The following is a 20,082-nucleotide window of genomic DNA, read 5'->3' as shown; positions in this document are numbered from 1 at the left end:
TTGGTCGTTCGGTGCTACCGGCCGTCGAGGAACTGGAAGAGTTCCTCGTCCGTCGCGGCGGTGACGTCCAGCTTGGCGTCGGGGCGGTCGGCCGAGTCGCGGAACGTGCGCAGCTTCAGCAGCAGGCCCTCGATACGATCGGCGATCTCGTCTCCGTCCGGACCGGTCGCCGAGTCCATGGTGAGCGCCGATTCGACCCGGTCCAGCTCGACCAGTACCGACCCCGCCGGCGCCTGGCCGCGAACCGCGAGCGTGCGGACCAGTTCGCGGGCCACCGCGGCGGCCGTGGGGTGGTCGAACACCAGCGTCTGGGCCAGCCGCAGGCCCGTCTCGGCGCCGAGCCGGTTGCGGAACTCGACGGCGGACACCGAGTCGACGCCGAGGTCGGAGAAGGCCCGGTCGGGGTCGACCGTGCGCCCCGCCGGGTACTGCAACACCTCGGCCATCCGGGTGCACACCAGGTCGAGCAGCACTTCGTAGCGGCCGTCCTCCGGCAGGCCGGCCAGGCGATCCGACACCGGAACGGGGCCCGAGCCGGCCGGTGCCCGTCGCGGCGTTCGGGCCACGACCTCGCGCCCGGCCAGGCGGCGCAGCAGCGGCGGTACGTCCGCCTGGGCGCGCACCTGGGCCAGGTCGAGGGCGACCGGGACCAGCGTCGGCTCGTCCATCCCCAGCGCGGCGTCCAGCAGCGCGACGCCCTCCGCCGAGGAGGACAGGGCCACCCCGAGCCGGGCCAACCGGGCCAGGTCGACGTCGGTCAGCCGCTCGGTCATCGTGCTGCGCTCGGCCCACATGCCCCAGGCCAGGGACACTGCGGGCAGCCCTCGGGCCCGCCGGTGGTGCGCGAGGGCGTCCAGGTAGGTGTTGCCCGCCGCGTAGTTCGCCTGGCCGGCCGGGCCGATCAGGCCGGACATCGAGGAGAACAGCACGAACGCGGACAGGTCGAGGTCGCGGGTCGCCTCGTGCAGGTTCCGGGCGGCGACGATCTTGGGGTTCAGTGCCGCGTCGAGCCGCTGCGGGGTCAGTTCGGTGAGGACCCCGTCGTCCAGGACGCCGGCCGCGTGCACGACCGCGGTCAGCGGGGCCTCGGCCGGGATGTCGGCCAGGACCCGGGACAGCGCGGCACGGTCGGTCGTGTCGCAGGCGGCCAACACGACCTCGGCGCCCGCCGCGGTCAGTTCGGCCGCGAGTTCCGCGCCCCTCGGGGAATCCGCGCCGGCGCGGCTGACCAGCACCAACCGCCGCACCCCGTGCGTGGCGACCAGGTGGCGGGCGACGACCACGCCGAGCGTGCCGGTCCCGCCGGTGACGAGCACCGTCCCGGACCCGAACGCCGTTGCCGGCGCGGTGCCGGAGCCGACCTCCGCGCGGACGAGCCTGGGTACCAGTACCCGGCCGGACCGCACGGCCAGTTGTGGCTCCTGCGGGATCAGCGCGGCGAGGGTGTTCCACGGCGGCGACTGGGAGTCCGTGTCCGTGACCGCGTCGGTGTCGACGTCGACCAGGCCGAATCGGCCCGGGTTCTCGGTCTGCGCGGACCTTACGAGACCCCATACGCCCGCCTGGGCGAGCCCGTCGACCGGATCCTTCGCGTCGGTGCCCACCGCTGCCCGGGTCACCGGGACGAGCGTCCCGGAGGCGTACCGTTCGTCGGCCAGCCACTCCTGCATGACCGCGAGCACCGCGCCGGTGACCTCCCGGGCGTCCGATCCGACCGGACAGCGCAGGAACACCACGCCCGGGTCGGCGGGCACCTCCGCAAGGGCGGAGACGAGCGTCCACCGGGCGGCGGGCAGCGTCGGCTGCGTCGGCGCCGGCGGCCAGTCCACCCGGAACATCGACTCCGCGGGCGTGCCCCGGCCGCCGGCCGGCATCCGCCGAAAGCGCAGGCCCTCGACCGACGCCACCGGCGCGCCGGTCGGGTCGGCGAGCTCGATCGAGACCGTGTCCGGGCCTGCCGGCGACATCCGCAGGCGCAGCGCGGACGCGCCGACCGCCGACAGGGACACGCCGGACCAGGCGAACGGGAGCACGGCGCCGTCCATGCCGGCCAGGAACGATCCGTACCAGACCGCGTGCAGCGCCGCGTCGAGCAGCGCCGGATGCAGGCCGAATCGCTCCGCGTCGACCATCGACTCCGGCGGCGGGGCGATCTCGGCGAACACCTCGTCCTCGCGCCGCCACACCGCCGCGAGCCCCCGGAATGCCGGGCCGTAGTCGTAGCCGCGCGCGGCGAGGTCCGCGTACACGTCGCCGATCGCGACCTCCTCCGCCCCCTCCGGCGGCCACTCGGCGGCCTCGAACACCGCCGGTTCGGCCCGCTCGACCAGCGAACCGGCGGCGTGCCGGACCCACTCGCCGTCGTCCTCGTGCCGGGCGTACACCGACACCGCACGCCGGCCCGACTCGTCGGCGTCCTCGACCACGACCTGGACCGGGACCCCGCCCCGCTCACCCAGGACCAGCGGGGTCTGCAGGGTGAGTTCGTCGAGCAAGTCGCAGTCCACCTCGCGGGCGGCGCGCAGCGCCATCTCCACGAACGCCGCACCGGGTACGATCACCCGGCCGAGGACCGCGTGGTCGGCCAGCCAGGGGTGGGTTGCCAGGGACAGTCGGCCGGTCAACACCGCACCGCCGGCCTCCGGGCGGGCCAACACCGCGCCGAGCAGCGGGTGTTCGCCGGCGGCCAGGCCGACCGCCCGCAGGTCGCCCGGCGACGCGGGCGCGTCCATCCAGTAGCGGTCGTGCCGGAAGGCGTAGGTCGGCAGGGTCACGGTGGTCGCGCCGGTGCCGGCGAACACGCGGTGCCAGTCCACCTCCACGCCGTGCACGTGTGCCGTGGCCAGCGCGGTCAGCGCGGTGTGCGGTTCCGGACGGTCCGCGCGCAGCACCGGTACCGCGAAGGGGGCCGCGTCCCGTTCGGGGGACGTGGTGAGGCAGCCCTCGGCCATCGTGCTCACCGCGGCGTCCGGGCCGATGCCGACGAAGCGGGTGGCGCCGTCGTGCTGCAACCGGCGGATCGATGCGGCGAATCGCACCGGCTCGCGGACCTGGCGCACCCAGTACTCGGGCGCGCAGATCGTCTCCGCCGTCAACGGCTCGCCGGTGACGGTCGACACGATCGGCAACACGGGTTCGTGGTAGTCGACTTCGGCGAGAACCTTGCGGTAGGACGCCAACATCGGGTCCATCAGGGGCGAGTGGAAGGCGTGGCTGACCCGCAGGCGCCTGGTGCGGCGGCCCAGGGCGTCGAAGTGTTCGGCGAGGCGCAGTACGGCGTCCCACTCGCCGGAGACGACCACCGACTCGGGTCCGTTCACGGCGGCGATGCCGGCCGGACCGTCCGCCGAGGCCGCCGCGACCTCGTCCTCCGTGGCCTGGATGGACACCATCGCGCCGCCCTCGGGCAGCCGTTCCATCAGCAGTCCGCGAGCCGCCACGACGCGGCAGGCGTCCTCCAGCGTCCACAGGCCCGCGACGAAGGCCGCGGACAGTTCGCCGATGGAGTGTCCGGCGAGGACCTCCGGACGCACGCCCCACGAGCCGAGCAGCCGGGTCAGCGCGACCTCGATCGCGAACAGCGCGGGTTGCGCCCAGCCGGTGCGGTCCAGCAACCCCGCCGCGTTCTCCGGTTGTTCGACGAGGAGTTCGCGCAGCGGGCGGTCGAGCAGGCCGTCGAAGCCGGCACACACCTCGTCCAGGGCCGTCGCGAAGGCCGGAAAGGCGGCATACAACTCGCGACCCATGCGCGCGCGTTGGGTGCCCTGGCCGGCGAAGACGAACGCGGTGCGGCCGGGGTGGGCGACGCCGCGCAGGACGCCGGGACCGGATCCGCCGGCGGCGATCTCCCGGAGACCGGATCGCATTTCGTCGCGATCCCCGGCCACGAGCGCGGCCCGATACTCGAACGCCGTCCGGGTGGTGGCCAGCGAGAAGCCGGCGTCGAGCGGGTCGATGGCGTCGGCCCTGGACAGCAGTCGCGCGGCCTGGCGGGCGGGCGCGTCGGGGGTGGGGCCGGAGAGGATCAGCGGGACGAGCGGCAACTCGGTGCGGGTCGGCGGCGCGGCCGGTTCGGGCTCCGGGGCCTGCTCCAGGATCAGATGCGCGTTGGTGCCGCTGATCCCGAACGAGGACACCGCGGCCCGTCTCGGCGCGCCGGTCACCGGCCATTCCCGACGCTCCGTCAGCAGCCGTACCGTGCCCGTCGACCAGTCCACATGCGAGGACGGGGTGTCCACGTGCAGCGTCCTCGGCAGCACGCCGTGGCGCAGCGCGAGCACCATCTTGATCACGCCGCCGATCCCGGCGGCGGCCTGGGTGTGGCCGATGTTGGACTTCAACGAGCCCAACCACAAAGGGCGTTCGCGGTCGAGGCCGTAGGTGTCCAGCACGGCCTGGGCCTCGATCGGGTCGCCGAGGCCGGTGCCGGTGCCGTGTGCCTCGACCGCGTCCACGTCGGACGGCGACAGGTCGGCGTCGTCGAGCGCCTGGCGGATCACCCGCTGCTGGGCCGGGCCGTTCGGGGCGGTCAGTCCGTTCGAGGCGCCGTCCTGGTTGACCGCGCTGCCGCGGAGCACGGCCAACACCGGGTGTCCGAGCCGCCGGGCGTCGGAGAGGCGTTCCACCAGGAGCATCCCCACGCCCTCGGCCCAGCCCGTGCCGTCGGCCGAGTCGGCGAACGACTTGCAGTGCCCGTCGGCGGCCAGTCCGCGGTGTCGGCTGAACGCGACGAGCATGCCCGGCGTGGACATCACGGTGGCGCCGCCGGCCAGGGCCATGGTGCACTCGCCCCGGCGCAGGGAGCGCATCGCCAGGTGCAGGGCGACCAGTGACGACGAGCACGCGGTGTCGACGGTGACGGCGGGGCCCTCGAATCCGAGGGTGTAGGAGATCCGGCCGGACGCGGCGCTGTTGGCGGTGCCGGTGAGCAGGTGTGCCTCCGCACCGCCGACGGCCTGGTGCAGCCGGGGGCCGTAGTCCGGGGCCATCGCCCCGGCGAACACCCCCACTCCGGCGCCGCGCAGTGAGGCGGGGCGGATCCCGGCGCGCTCCAGCGCCTCCCAGGAGGTTTCCAGGAGCAGGCGCTGCTGTGGGTCCATGGCCGTCGCCTCGCGGGGCGAGATGCCGAAGAACTCGGGGTCGAACTCGGTGGCGCCGCGCAGGAATCCGCCGCGCCGCGTGTAGGTGCGGCCGGGGGTGTCGGGGTTCGGGTCGTAGAGCGCGTCGAGGTCCCAGCCCCGATCCGCGGGAAACTCGCCGATCGCGTCGCCGCCGGCGTCGAGCAGCCGCCACAGGTCCTCGGGGGAGCCGATGTCGCCGGGGAATCGGCAGGCCATGCCGACCACGGCGATCGGTTCGCGGGTCGCCTGTTCGGCGTCGCGCAGCCGCTGCTTGGTCTGCTGCAACTCGGCCGTGACCCGCTTGAGGTATTCCACCAATTTCTCTTCGTTGCTCACAAGCGCTCCGTTCGGGGCGGGCCGAGTTCTCAGGACAGGCCGAGTTCGCCGTCGATGAGGTCGAACAGTTCGTCGAGCTCCAACCCGCTCAACTCGGGTATGGGCAGGGGGGGTTGCTCGGGTTGCTCGGGTTGCTCGCGTTGCCCGGGTCGCGCGGCCGGCTTCGCCGGGGCGAGTGCCGTGCCGAGATGGCCGGCGAGGGCCGACGGGGTCGGGTAGTCGAAGACCAGCGTGGCGCGCAGACGCAGTCCGGTGGCCGCGCCGAGTCGGTTGCGCAGGTCCACCGCCGTCAGCGAGTCGAATCCGAGTTCCTTGAAGGTGCGGCCGGGGGCGATCGTGCCCGGGGTGCCGTGGGCCAGCACGGTGGCGGTGTGCTCGCGGACCAGGTCGAGCAGCGCCTCGGCGCGGTCCGCGTCGGGCATTCCCGCCAGGCGGTCGGCCAGGGAGGCGACGTCGGTGGTCGTGCCGCCGGCCGCCTCCGCGCGCCGGACCCGTTCGCGGATCACGCCGCGCAGCAGCGCCGGTACCGGGCCCTGTGCGTGGATCGCGGCCTGGTCGATCCGGGCCGGGACGAGCAGGGCGGCGCCCGAGGAGATCGCGGCGTCGAACAGGGCCAGGCCGTCGGCCGAGGTCAGCGGGGCCACGCCGGCGCGGCGCAGCCGGCTCAGGTCGGTGTCGGCGAGGCGGCCGGTCATCCCGCCGGGTTGCGCCCACAGTCCCCAGGCGAGCGAGAGAGCAGGCAGGCCATGGGCGGCGCGGTGTTGGGCGAGGGTGTCCAGGAAGGTGTTGGCGGCGGCGTAGTTGGCCTGTCCGGGCAGTCCGAGGATGCCGGCGACCGAGGAGAACAGCACGAACATGGACAGGTCGAGTTCACGGGTCAGTTCGTGCAGGTTCAGCGCCGCATCGACCTTCGGTCGCAGTACGCGGGCCAGTTGCTCGGGGCGCATGGCCTCGATCACGCTGTCGTCGAGCAGGCCCGCGGCGTGCACGACGCCGGTCAGCGGGTGTTCGGCGGGGATCGACGCCAGCAGCGCGGCCAGCGCGTCCCGGTCGGCGATGTCGCAACCGACCACGGTCGCGGTGGCGCCCGACTCGGCCAGTTCGGCGACGAGTTGGGCGGTGCCGGGGGTGTTCGGCCCGCGTCGGCCCGCCAGCAGCAGGCGGGTCACGCCGTAGTGGGCGACCAGGTGGCGGGCGAACAGGGCGCCGAGCGTGCCCGTGCCGCCGGTGATCAGTACGGTACCCGCCGCGAGGTCGGGGCGCGGCGCGGCTGTCCCGGTGACCCGGGCCAGCCGGGGAATCAACGAACGCCCCTTGCGCAGGGCCAGTTGCGGCTCCGCGCCGGCCAGGGCCAGGGGCAGGGCGGTGGTGGAGGCCTCGTGGTCGTCCAGGTCGACGACGACGAAGCGGTCCGGGTGTTCGCGCTGGGCCGAGCGCACCAGGCCCCACACGCCGGCGCCCGCCATCCCCGCGGCCGCCTCGGCGGGCTCCACGGCCATCGCGTCGCGAGTGAGCAGGACCAGCCTGGACGCGGCACAACGTTCGTCGGCGAGCCAGTCCTGGATCAGGCGCAGCGCGCCGCCGGCCACGGCATGCGCGCCGGCGGCGGTGGGCTCGCCGGTCAGCGGGGCGAGCACCAGGTCCGGGACGGGCCCGGCGGCGGCCAGCGTGTCGAGGTCGGGGTGGGTGGGCCCGCCGAGCCCGAGGTCGTCGGCGCCGATCAGCGCCCACGGGCCGGTCCCGGGGGCGGCCTCCGGCAGGCGGGCCTCGATCCAGTCCACGCGGAACAGCGCGTCGGCCGGCCCGGTGATCGGCGCGCCGGCCGGGATCGGCCGCAGGGCCAGCGATTCCACCGACGCCACCGGCGCTCCGGTGCCGTCGGCGAGCCGCAGTGTGACCGTGTCCTCGCCGTCGGGCGTGATCCACACCCGCAGGCCGGTCGCGCCGCCGGCCCGCAGCGACACGCCCTGCCAGGAGAACGGCAGGCGGGTGTCGGGGGCGTCGCCGACCACGGCGTGCAGCGCGGCGTCCAGCAGGGCCGGGTGCAGCCCGAACCGGCGCGCGTCCGCCTCGATTCCCGGCGGCGGCGCGACTTCGGCGAAGATCTCCGTACCGCGTCGCCACCAGGCGCGCAGGCCCTGAAACGCCGGGCCGTAGTGGTAGCCCAGCTCGGTCCAACGCGCGTAGTCGCCGTCCCAGTCGACCGCGACCGCGCCGGGCGGCGGCCAGGCGGTGAGGTCGAACTCCTCGGTCGGGCCGTGGTCGAGCAGCCCGCTCGCGTGCCGGATCCAGTCGCCGGAACCGTCGCCCGGGCGCGCGTGGACGGCCAACGACCGGCGTCCGGACCCGTCCGGCTCGGACACCGTGACCCGAAGGTCCACCCCTCCGTGCGCCGGCAGCACCAGCGGGACCTCGCAGGTGAGTTCGGCCAGGCGGTCGCACCCGACCTCGTCGCCGGCGCGGATCGCCAGTTCGACGAACGCGGTGCCGGGCAGCAGGACCGTGTCGCCGAGACCGTGGTCGGCCAGCCAGGGGTGGGCCCGGCGGGAGAGCCGGCCCGTGAGCAGGACACCGCCGGAGTCCGGAAGTTCGATCACGGCGCCGAGGAACGGATGCCCTGCGGCGACCAGTCCGGCCGCCGCGACGTCCGCCGCGCCGCCGTCGGGCGTCGGTTCGAGCCAGAAGCGGCGCCGGCGGAACACCGTGGTGGGCACGTCGATCCGCCGCGCGTCGGGGAAGACGGCCCGCCAGTCGGGGGCCGCTCCGCGTACGTACGCCTCGGCCAGCGAGGACAGGAAACGCGCGATGCCCCCCTCGTCGCGGCGCAACGAGCCGACGGCCACCGCGTGTTCGACCACGTCCTCGATCGCCGCAGTGAGTACCGGGTGCGGGCTGACCTCGACGAACAACGAGTGCCCGCGTTCGGCCAGCACGTCGACGGTCTCGGCGAAGCGGACCTGTTCGCGGAGGTTGCGGTACCAGTAGCCGGCGTCGAGGGCGGTGGTGTCCAGCGGGGCGGCGGTCACCGTCGAGTAGAAGGGGATCACGGACGGGTGCGGATCGGTATCCGCCAGCACCTCGGCCAATTCGTCTGCTATTGCGGCTACTTGCGCCGAATGGGACGCGTAGTCCACCGGCAGTCGTTTGACCCGCACCTCGGCGGCCTCGCACTCGGCGATCAGCTGCTCCAGCGCGTCCACGTCGCCGGAGACCACGACCGCCCCCGGGCCGTTGACCACCGCCGTCGAGAGCCGACCGGCGTGGCGGCGCAGACGTACGGCCACCTCGTCCTCGGACAGCGCGACCGAGACCATGCCGCCCGCGCCGGACAGGGCCAGGATGGCCCTGCTGCGCAGCGCGACGACCCTGGCCGCGTCCGCCAGGTCCAGCGCGCCGGCAACGCATGCGGCGGCGATCTCGCCCTGCGAATGGCCCACCACGGCAGCCGGTTCGATCCCGTACGAACGCCAGAGCGCGGCCAGCGACACCATCACCGCGAACAACACGGGCTGGACCACGTCCACCCGCTCCAGCGCGGCGGGGTCGCGCAACACGTCGAACAGGTTCCAGTCCACATGGGGCGCGAGCGCCTGCGAGCAGGCCCGCATCGAACGGGCGAACACGGGTGCGTCGTCGAGAAGCTCGGTGGCCATGCCGACCCATTGGGAGCCTTGGCCGGGGAAGACGAAGACCACGCCGCCCGTCGCCCGCGCGCTGCCGCGCACGAGGGTTGGGGTGTCCGCGCCGGTGGCGAGTGCGCTCAGGCCCAGGCGGCGCGCGGCCGGGTCGGGGGCGATCACGGCGGCGCGGTGCGGCAGGCCGGAGCGGGCGGTGGCCAGGGAGAAGCCGACATCCGCCGGGTTCGCGTCGGGATCGGCGTCCAGGAAGGACAGCAGCGCATCGGCCTGCGCGGCCATCGCGTCCTCGCTGCTCGCGGAGAGCACCCACGGGAGCACGCGCGCACGGGAGCCCCCCGGCGCAGCGCACACGGAGTCCGTCACATCGCACACAGGTTCCGGCGCATCGCGCCCGGGTTCCGGCCCATCGCACGCAGGTTCCGCCGCATCGCACCCGGGCTCCGGCGCCCGCCCGCTCCTCGCGGCCCGCGCACCCTCCGGCGCGCGCGCCGACTCGCCCCCCGGCCCCGAGCCCGCCTTCGGCTCGCCCTGTTCGAGGATCACGTGGGCATTGGTCCCGCTGATCCCGAACGACGACACCGCGGCTCGGCGCGGCCGTCCGGTCGACGGCCACTCGCGCGTCTCGGTCGCCAACTCCAATCCCCCGCCGGCCCAGTCCACATGCGGACTCGGCTCGTCGGCGTGCAGCGTCCTCGGCACCACGCCGTGCCGCAGCGCCTGCACCGTCTTGATCACGCCCGCCACCCCGGCGGCGGCCTGGGCGTGGCCGATGTTGGACTTCAGCGAGCCCAGGAGCAGCGGGCGGTCCGCGGCCCGGCCGCGCCCGTACGTGGCCGCCAGGGCCTCGGCCTCGATCGGGTCGCCGAGGGTCGTCCCGGTCCCGTGTGCCTCGACCACGTCGACGTCCGTCGCGGCCATCCCGGCACCGGCCAGCGCCCGGCGGATCACCCGCTCCTGGGCGCGCCCGTTCGGCGCGGTCAGCCCGTTCGACGCACCGTCCTGATTGATCGCGCTGCCCCGGACCACGGCCAACACCCGGTGCCCGTCGCGCCGCGCGTCCGACAATCGTTGCAGCACCACGATCCCGGCACCCTCGGCCCATCCGGTACCGTCCGCGCCCGCCGAGAACGCCTTGCATCGGCCGTCCTCGGCCAACCCGCGCTGCCGGCTGAACTCCACGAACATGCCGGGACCGGACATCACCGCGACCCCGCCGGCCAGCGCCAACGAGCACTCCCCCGCCCGCAAAGCCTGCGCCGCCAGGTGCAGCGCCACCAACGACGAGGAGCACGCGGTGTCCACGGTGACCGCGGGCCCCTGAAGGCCCAGCGTGTAGGCGATCCGACCGGACGCGACGCTGATCGTGCTGCCGGTGAGCCGATACCCGTCCGACTCGGCGTGCGCGGCGTGCAGCGGCGGGCCGTAGTCCTGCGCCATCGCCCCGACGAAGACCCCCACGGATGTGCCGCGCCGGCCGACGGGATCGATGCCGGCCCGCTCCAGCGCCTCCCAGGATGTCTCCAGGAGCAGTCGCTGCTGCGGATCCATCGCCAGCGCCTCCCTCGGCGAGATGCCGAAGAACTCCGGGTCGAACAGGTCCGCGTCGTGCAGGAATCCGCCGTGCCGGGTGTAGGACGTGCCCGCCCGGTCCGGGTCGGCGGCGTGGAGCCGGTCGAGGTCCCAGCCCCGGTTGTCGGGGAACTCCGTGACGGCGTCGGTCCCTTCCGTCACCAACCGCCACAGGTCCTCCGGCGACGCGACTCCGCCGGGCAGCCGGCACGCCATCCCGACGATGGCGATCGGCTCGTCGCCGTCGAACACGGTTTCACCGGCATCGCTCGACCGCTCGTCGCCGGAGGCCAACGCCTCCAAGTGCGCGACGAGTTCCGACACCGTCGGATACCCGAACAACAACCCCGCCGGCAGCACGAGCCCCGTCGCCGCGCCCAACCGGTCCCGCAGTTCCACGGACGACAACGAGTCGACCCCGAGGTCCTTGAACGTACTGTCCGGATCCACCGCGTCGCCGCCCGAGTAGCCGAGCACGACCGCGACGATCGACCGCACCAGGCCGAGCATTTCCGGTCCGGCCGGGATCACGGCCGTGACCCCGGTCGGACCGGTCACCGCAGGCTCCGCGTCGGGTGCGACGGCCCGAACCGCGGACTCGGTGAGCCAGTGGCGCTCGCGCTGGAAGGCGTAGGTGGGCAGGGCCACCGTACGCGCCTCGCGCAGCGCGAACACGCGGGGCCAGTCCACCTCGACCCCGCGCACGTGCACCTCGGCGAGCGAGGTGAGGAATCGCGCCGGCCCGCCCTCGCCCCGGCGCAGCGAGCCGGCGACCACCCCGGAGTCGGTGCCGCCCTGCTCCATCGTGTCCCGCAGCGCGGGCAGCAGCACGGGGTGCGGGCTGCATTCGACGAACACCCCGTGTCCGTCCCGGATCAGCGCCCGGGTCGCCCGCTCCAGTTCCACGGTCCGCCGCAGGTTGCGGTACCAGTACGCGGCGTCCAGTTCGGTGGTGTCGAGCAGGTCGCCGGTCACCGTCGAGTAGAACGGCACGGACGAGGGCATCGGCCGGATCCCGTCGAGGACGGTGTGCAGCAGCTCGCGGATCTGCTCCACCTGCGCCGAATGGGACGCGTAGTCGACCGCGATCCGTCGGGTCTCCACGCCCTCCTCGGTCCACCGCGCGATCAGCGCGACCAGCGCGTCGGGATCGCCGGAAAGCACCACCGAGGACGGGCCGTTCGCCGCCGCGATCGACACCGCGCCGCCGTACTCGGCGATCCGCTCGCGCACCGCGTCGGCCGACCGCAGCACCGACACCATCGCACCGCCGCCGGAGAGCCCGCACAGGGCCCGGCTGCGCAACGTCACCACCCGCGCGGCGTCGTCGAGCGAGAGCGCCCCCGCCACACACGCGGCGGCGATCTCGCCCTGGCTGTGTCCGACCACGGCGGCCGGCTCGACCCCGCACGAGCGCCACAACCGGGCCAGCGACACCATCACCGCGAACAACGCCGGCTGGACCACGTCCACCCGTTCCAGCGCGGTCGGATCGCCCAATACCTCGCGCAACGACCAATCGACGTATGGCGCGAACGCCCGCTCGCAGTCCCGGATCGAGACAGCGAACTCCGGTACCGATGCGATGAGTTCGAGCGCCATCCCGGCCCATTGCGCGCCCTGACCGGGGAAGACGAACACGACCTTCCCGGTCGCCGCGGCCTGCCCCTCGACCACCCCCGCGACGGCCGCGCCGGCGGCGAACTCGGCCAGGCGTCGCCGCAGTTCCGCCGGGTCGGCGCCGACCACGACCGCGCGGTGCCGGAAGGCGGTCCGGGTGGTGGCCAGCGAGCGGCCGATGTCGGCGGCCGACGACACGTCCTCGGCGAGGAACGTGGACAGCCGGTCGGCCTGACCCCGAAGCGCCGCGCCGGTACGGCCCGCGATCGGCCACGCCACCGCGCCTCCCGACGGCGGCCGGCCGATCGAGAAACCGACCTTCGAGACCGGGAGCGGTGCTTCCGTCAGCACCAGATGGCAGTTGGTGCCGCCCATCCCGAACGAGCTGACCCCCGCCACCAGCGGCCGGTCCGGCTGCGGCCACGGCGTCGGCGCGGTCTGCACCCGCAGGCCGAGCTGCTCGAGGGGGATCTCCGGGGGCGGCGCGACGAAGTGCAGGCTCGGCGGCAACATCCGGTGGCGGATGCTCAATGCCACCTTGAGCAGCCCGGCGATCCCGCCCGCGCCCTCCAGGTGGCCGATGTTGGTCTTGACCGAACCCACCCGCAGCGGCGCGCCGGGCCGGCGGACCCGGCCGCCCAGCGCGGCGCCGAGCGCGGCGGCCTCGATCGGGTCGCCCACCTTCGTACCGCTGCCGTGCAGTTCCACGTACTGCACGGCGCGCCGGGTGATGCCGGCCCGCCGGTACGCCTGGCGCACGACCTCCTCCTGGGCGGACCGGCTCGGCACGGTGAGGCCGGTATGTTCGCCCTCGCCCGCGCCGTCGTTGTTCATCGCGCCGCCGGAGACGACGCAGTAGATGTCGTCACCGTCGGCGAGCGCGGCGTCCAGCGGTTTGAGCACCACCGCGCCGCCGCCCTCGCCGCGGACGAAGCCGTTGGCGCGGGCGTCGAAGGTGTGGCACCGGCCGTCGGGGGACAGGCCGCCGAACCGCGCCGCGCCGAGTGTGGTCTCCGCCAGGATGTTCAGGTTCACCCCGCCGGCGACGGCCGTCGTGCACTCGCCGCGCCGCAGGCTCTCGCAGGCCAGGTATACCGCCACCAGCGAGGAGGACTGCGCGGTGTCCACGGCCAGGCTCGGGCCGCGCAGGCCCAGGTGGTGGGAGACGCGGTTGGCGATGATGGAGCGGCGGGTGCCGGTCATCGTGTGCCGGTCGATCCCGGCCGCGCCGAGCCGGTCCTGCAGCGCCGCGTAGTCGTCCCACATGACGCCGACGAATACCCCGGTGTCGCCGCCGGCCAGGCGGGCGGGCACGATCCGCGCGTCCTCCAGGGCCTCCCAGGCCAGTTCCAGCATCAGCCGCTGCTGCGGGTCCATCGCCGCCGCCTCGCGCGGCGAGATCCCGAAGAAGGCGGCGTCGAACCGGTCGATGTCGGCCACGAACCCGCCGACGCGGTGCGGAGGTTCCGCGCCGCGCAGGCGGTCCTCGGGAGCCTCCCCTATCGCGTCCGTCCCGTCCCGCAACAACCGCCAGAAAGCGCGGCCGTCGCCGGCCCCAGGCAACCGACAAGCCAACCCGACCACGGCGATCCGTCTCATATTCCCCAGTCAACGCCGTGTACCCGCGGAACGGCTTGTTCCTCCGGCCCAAAGTGCGCCGGCGAATCTGGTGAGCGAAACCAACGGGGAATTCCGGGCGGACCACATTGCCAAAAACAACGTCGGTATTGCCCGACGGCCACCGGACCCTCCCGGTCGCCGAGCAATACCGACGCATTCGATATCTACTTCGATGGAATCCGAATCCCTCGCCGAATCCCTCGCCGAATCCCCCGGCGATTGCCTCGACGAATCCCTCAGTAGAGGAGGGTGACCGCCGGGTGGATGTCCAGCGCCGCGCGGCTGTAGTCCTCCAGGATGATCGGCGCGTTGAGCGCGGTGTGCCGGCTCATCACCGAGATGTCCCGCCACAGTCGCTGGAGCGGGTTCGACAGGGCGAACGAGCTGCCGCCGACCACGTCGAGCATGCGCTCCACGGCCGCGCGCGACTTCTCCTGGGCGGAGCGCTGGTGCATGCGCAGCCGGGCCCGCTCGGCCCACGGCATCGGCGCGGTCTCCGGGATCCCGTCGAGCGAGCGGCCGATCTCGCGCAGGTGCAACTCGGCGGTCTCCACCAGGTGGGTGGCCTCGCCGAACCACATCTGCACCGACGGCGCGTCCACGGCCGCCTCGTAGTTCACGTAGGTGATCGGCCGCTTCTTGTCCAGCGCGCCCCGGGTGACCTCGAGCGCGCCCCGTGCCGCGCCGACGATCGCGGCGAGCGACTGCGCGCTGCCCTGGACGAGCATGCTGTCCCGCTCGTCCTCGCCGACGAGGTCGGTGAGGCTGAACGCGGCGGCGTGCCGCTCCGGGAGGAACACGTCCTCGGCGACGACCGTGTGCGTGCCGGAGCCGCCCAGGCCGGCCGAGTGCCAGGTGCGCTCGATCCTCAGGTCGCTCATCGGCACGACGCCGCCGACCAGTTCCGCGGTCTGCTCGTCGCCGTCGTACACGTGCACGACCGGGATGTAGGCCCAGTCGGCGATCTCGCAGCCCGAGCTCCACGGGAAGGTGCCGGTGATCCGCCACCCGCCGTCGGCCTTCCACGCCTTGGTGGTGCTCAGGTGGGCCGTGGAGATCACGTACGCGTCGGGGTTGCCCTCGAACATGTCGGACAGCGCGGTCTCCGGCATCCCGTTCAGCGCGAACCGGGTGGAGGCGGTGTCGATGGAAAGGTTCCAGGCGGCCGAGCCGCACGCCCGGCCGACCTCGGCGACGATCGTCAGCAGGTCCGGCATGCGCAGGTCGTAGCCGCCGAACCGGGTCGGCGTGGTGAGCCGGAACAGCCCGGCGTCGCGCAGCGCGACGACGACCTCCTCGGCGAGCCGCCGGTCCTCCTCGGTCTTCGCCGCGTGCTCGCGGATCAGCGGGGCGAGTTCGCGGGCACGGGTCACGAGTTCGGCCGGGTCGACCGAGGGCGCGGCCGTCTCCTCCGCCCGCTCACTGGTCACAGTTGTCACGAAATCCTCCTGCGATCGGGGGTCGCCGGCGGGCCCGGGCCCCGATCGGGGCGGGCTCACGCACCGCGTCTCACGGTCGAGTCAATCCCCTGCGGCCGGCCGATCCCAGCGCCTCGAAACCAAAAACCGGTCGCCCCGCTGGTACTGGGAACCAGTACCGCAGGACGACCGGTAAACGGTCGCGCGAGAAACTCGATCAGCACGGCGAATCGAACAGCGAATCAGTGCGGCCCGAACAGTGCGCCGAAACCGATCAGGCGCCGACCGGCGTGGCCGGCTCCTCGATCTCCGGGTCGGTCTGCGCCGTCACGAAGCGGTCGAACAGCAGGCCGCAGACGATCGCCCCGCCGAGGAAGACCATCGCGCCCCAGAAGAAGGCGGTCGTATAACTCTCCACGGACGCCTCCTCGGCCAGTTTCGCCGTCTTCTCCTTGCCCTCGACGAACGAGTCGGCCGCGGTGATCGCCAGCGTGCTCAGCAGCGCGGTACCGATCGAACCGCCCACCTGCTGCACGGTGTTCACCAGTGCCGACGCGGCGCCTGCGTCCTGCGGTTCGACCCCGACCGTGGCCACCGCGGCGCCGAGCGAGACCACCAGGCCGAAGCCGATGCCGGCGATGAAGGACGGGGCGAGCACGCCGGCGGCGTACGAGCTGTCCGTGCTCAGCCGGCTGAGCCAGAACGACCCGGCAGCGGCCAGGAGCAGGCCCGCCGGAATCAGGATGCGCGCGCCGAGCTTGGGTTCGAGCACCGGCGGGACGGTGGTCGCGCCGATCGCGATGCCGAAGATCATCGGCAGGAACGCAAGGCCGCTCTCGATCGCGGTGAACTTCAGGATCAATTGCAGGTAGTAGGTCAGGAACAGGAACTGCACGAACAACCCGACGCCGAGCAGGAACATCGCCAGGTAGGCGCTGCCCCGGTTGCGATGCAGCACGATCCGGATCGGCAACAGCGGTGTGCGCGACCGCAGTTCGAACACGACGAACGCGACGAGCAGGAACCCGCTCCCGACCAGGTAGCCCCACACGTCGGCGCCGCCCCATTCGCCGTCGGCGGCGTTGGACAGACCGTAGGCGAGGCAGAACAGGCCGACCGAGGCGGTCACCGTGCCGGGCAGGTCGAGCCGTTCCGGGCGCTGCGCGGCCTGCCGATTCTGCATCGTCAGCAGCGCGCCGACGAAGACGACCGCGGTCAGGATCACGTTGACGTACAGGCACCAGCGCCAGTCCAGCCAGTCGGTCAGCGCGCCGCCCAGGATCAGGCCGAGCGCGAGCCCGCCGCTGCCCAGTGCGCCGTAGACCCCGAACGCGGTAACCCGTTCCTTCGGATCCTTGAACACGGTCAGCAGAAAGGACAGTGCCGCCGGCGCCACGAGCGCGGCGAACGCCCCCTGCAACGCGCGTGCGGTCACCAGCATCGCGAAGCCGTTGGCCGCACCGCCCAGCACCGACATCACGCCGAAGCCGACGATCGAGATCATCAGCGAGCGTTTGGCCCCCACGAGGTCGACCAGTCGGCCGCCGAGCAGGAGCAGGCTGCCGAAGGCGAGCGCGTAGGCCGTGACGACCCACTGGCGGTCCCCGTCGGCGAAGCCCAGGTCCGCCTGCGCTGACGGCAGCGCGATGTTGACGACCGTCGTGTCCAGGAAGATCGTCATCTGGGCGAGACCGATCACCGCCAGGATCAACCAGCGGTTGGTGTAGTGGAGATCCGGCGTGCCCTCCGCCGCCACTTTCGACTCGGAATCTGCTGACTCTGACATTCCGCGTACCTTCTGTTGATCGGGCCGGACCATCGGCCGATGGTCCGGCGAGCCGTATCCGGCGGTTCTCAGGGAGTGACGGTCTCGAAGCCGTGTCGCCGCGCGAGGTCGACCATGGCCTGCACCCGCTCACCGGTGAGGGCGCCGGCGCCGCTGCGTCCGCCGTCGCCCGCGGGTCCGCCGTCGCCGGACAACGCGAGCGTGACGGCCTCGGCCACACCCGCGAGCAGCTCACCGGGGTTCGGCGAGATGCCCAGGGCACGCGGCACTTCGGCCCCGTCGGATGCGGAGAGCACGCCGGCGCGTACGTATCGCAGGTCGTCGCGGCCGACCGTCGCGGCGCATTCGGCGCCGGTGCCGAAGAAGGACACGTCGCCGAGCACGGCGCCGTCCGCGAGGTGTGTCCCGTCGAGCACGGGGACCGGGCTCGAATGCGCCGCGAAGACGACCTGGGCCCGGCGCACCGAGAGCAGGTCGTCGGTGACCACGACGTACGGGTTCACGGCGTGCGCCTCGGCGAGGTGGGCGGCGATGGCGGCTCCGCTCGGCTCGTCGGCAGCGCGCCCCTCGGCCAGCCAGCCGGTGATCAGCGGCTCCGCGGACAGCGCCGCCGCCAGGCCCGTCGCCGCGTCGCCGGCGGCGATCCGCGCCCAAGCCTCCTGGTAGATCCACTGCTCTGTGGCACGCAGTCGATCGGCCGAGCCGGACCGGCCGCTGCCCACGAGCACGATCACGGCGGCCTCGCGTGCGCTCAGTACGGCGAGCGCCGAGCCGATCCGGCCGCCCGCGCCGACGACCGCCACCGTCGATCCGGCGAACCCGCTCAGGCGCTCCGTCGCGGCGTGCCGGACGGCGGCCAGCGCCGAGCCGACCGCCAGCGCGCTGCCGGCGGTCACCGTGATGCCGGGAACGCGCAGCGCGCGACCGTGGCCGGCGACCGCGCCGAGGCCGAATCCGAGGCCGACGGTGTCGCAGCCGTCCGCCTTCGCCGCGCGCACCCGGCGGTCGAGGTCCAGGCCGATCAGGAAGGTCTGCCCGGAGACCTGGTACTCCCGCAACTGCTGCGAGGACACCAGCAGCGGGTAGACGGTGAGGTCCACCGACGTGCCCTGCGGCGAGTCGAAGCGGATCGGCGCGAATGCCGGTAGGTCCTTGAGCAGTTCGGACCGTCGGGAGTAGCCGAGCAGGTGTTCGTCGTCCAGGTCGGCGAGGGAGGGGTCGGCCTCCCGCAGCAGGTCCGGGGTCAGCGGGTAGCCGATCAGCGCGACGCGGCGGTCGGCCGGCTCGGTCGGCGTGGCCTGTCCGTCCGACTCGGCCTGCACGGCCGAATCGCCTCGCCGCGGCCGGAAGTCCGCGCTCTCCACGCGCGGCGGCAGGCCGCCGGCACCGGTCAGCGGGTGTACCAGCGGCAGTGCGTCCTGGTTGCGCAGGATCAGGCAGACCTGGGTGAGGCCGGTCCGCAGCCGATCGATCTCCTCGTCGCTGATGTAGATCGAGGGCTCGATCCGCAACATGGTCGGCACGCTGGCCGTGGGGCCGGTGCGGATGCGGTGCACCGCCTGGAGGTAGCTGCCCAACTGGAAGACGAGCAGCCCTGCCTGTGCCTTGCCTCGGATGATCGGGGACGACGCGTTGCTCTGGTCGGCGAACTCCAGCCCGATCAGCAGCCCGCGTCCGCGCACGTCGGCCACCACGTCGGGGAATTCGGCCGCCAGTTCGCGCAGCATGCCCAGGATGCGCTCGCCGCGCTCGGCGGCCCGTTCGTACGCGGCCCCGCCGTCGGCTTCCAGGAGGTCGAGGGTGCGCAGCGCGAGCGCCGTGGAGAAGCCGTCCTTGGCGAACGTGGAGCTGTGCACCAGCTCGAACTCGGGCCGGTAGCGCGACTGTCGCACGAGGAACGCGGAGGATTTGGCGATGCCGCCGCCGAGCGACTTGCCCAACACGTAGTAGTCGCCCAGCAGTCCGATGTGGCTGCTCGCGAAGAACCGGCCGGTGCGCCCCATCCCGGTCTGGATCTCGTCGACCACGATCGGGCACTCGACCTCGTCGCAGATCCGGCGCACGCGGGCGACGAACTCCTCGGTCAGCTCGTGGATTCCGCCCTCGCCCTGGATCGGCTCGACAATCAGTCCGGCGATCACCGGGAAGGCCCGCTCGACGAGGGTGACCCGACCGTGCACCACCTCCACGTCGAGCACGGTGACCCGGTGCTCGGCGACGGCCTTGTCGAACGCCGCCGCGTCGTTGGGCGGCACGAAGGTCACCGTCGAGCCGAGTGCCGCGAACGCCGCCCGGAACAGCGGGTTGTAAGTGAACTGGGTGCTGCCCATCAGCTTTCCGTGGAAGGCCCGCTCCAGGGCGAAGAACACCGGGCCGGTACCCGCGCGCGAGAGGTTGTGCGCGGCCATCGCACCGAGCACTCCGGCGAACTCCTCGACGGTGGTGGGCACCGGCACGTCCCCGGGCAGCAGCGACGTGTCGTCGGGTAGCGCCGCGCTTCCGTCGCTCACCGCGCGAAGCGCGACGTCGGCGTGCCACTCGATCTCCTGGACCAGGCTCTGTATCCGCAACACCCGGTCGAACTCACAGTGTTTGACCGCCGCTTCGACCGCCTCCGCACCGCTGTTCGCGAAGCCGATCGAATACGGCTCGGCGCCGGGGAATTCGCGGCCCAGGATGCCGTTGAGCACCGCGCCGACCTGGTCGGCGACCGGGTGCGCGGAGTGCTGGGAGTGCACCGGCCAACCGGTGTCCAGGAGTTCCTTCGCGTACGCCACGATCTCCGGATGGTTGTGCCCGAGCATCAGCGAGCCCCAGCCCCCGATCAGGTCGAGCACGGGCACCTCGGTGCCGGTGTCGTCCAGGTAGTACAGCGAGTTGCGCTCCGCCCGGACGTACTGGACGTCCAGACCGAAGGTGCCGAGCATTCCGGTCAGCAGGGCCTCGGCGTAGCGGGTGGGTGCGTTCACCGTGTC

Annotated in this window: 4 protein-coding genes and 1 pseudogene; all 5 read right to left on the bottom strand. The window is 73.2% G+C overall.

The window, feature by feature from the left end; all coding sequences use genetic code 11:
- Nucleotides 1–14 precede the first annotated feature (14 nt).
- Nucleotides 15–5,456, bottom strand: a pseudogene (locus ACH4XV_RS36070) (SDR family NAD(P)-dependent oxidoreductase); the annotation flags it as partial.
- A gap of 29 nt (nt 5,457–5,485) precedes the next feature.
- Nucleotides 5,486–13,882 (bottom strand): type I polyketide synthase, encoded by an 8,397-nt coding sequence (locus tag ACH4XV_RS36065; protein ID WP_395796707.1) that lies wholly within the window; start codon nt 13,880–13,882, stop codon nt 5,486–5,488.
- Nucleotides 13,883–14,139: 257 nt separating this feature from the next.
- Complete coding sequence (locus ACH4XV_RS36060) at nt 14,140–15,342, bottom strand: acyl-CoA dehydrogenase family protein (protein WP_395796705.1); 1,203 nt, start codon at nt 15,340–15,342, stop codon at nt 14,140–14,142.
- A gap of 253 nt (nt 15,343–15,595) precedes the next feature.
- On the bottom strand, nt 15,596–17,107 hold the full coding sequence (locus ACH4XV_RS36055) for a DHA2 family efflux MFS transporter permease subunit (protein ID WP_395796703.1): 1,512 nt from the start codon (nt 17,105–17,107) through the stop codon (nt 15,596–15,598).
- Nucleotides 17,108–17,175: 68 nt separating this feature from the next.
- The gene (locus tag ACH4XV_RS36050; protein WP_395796701.1) at nt 17,176–20,076 is read right to left on the bottom strand and encodes an aminotransferase class III-fold pyridoxal phosphate-dependent enzyme; all 2,901 of its coding nucleotides are present in this window, start codon (nt 20,074–20,076) and stop codon (nt 17,176–17,178) included.
- Between the last annotated feature and the right edge of the window lie 6 nt (nt 20,077–20,082).

Source organism: Embleya sp. NPDC020630, assembly GCF_044334985.1.
Classification (GTDB): domain Bacteria; phylum Actinomycetota; class Actinomycetes; order Streptomycetales; family Streptomycetaceae; genus Embleya.
This window is presented reverse-complemented; position numbering and strand designations above follow the sequence as displayed.

Excerpts from the sequence above, each read along its gene's own strand:
- ACH4XV_RS36055 (WP_395796703.1), bottom strand. The coding sequence starts at position 17,107 with ATGTCAGAGTCAGCAGATTCCGAGTCGAAAGTGGCGGCGGAGGGCACG.
- ACH4XV_RS36065 (WP_395796707.1), bottom strand. The coding sequence starts at position 13,882 with ATGAGACGGATCGCCGTGGTCGGGTTGGCTTGTCGGTTGCCTGGGGCC.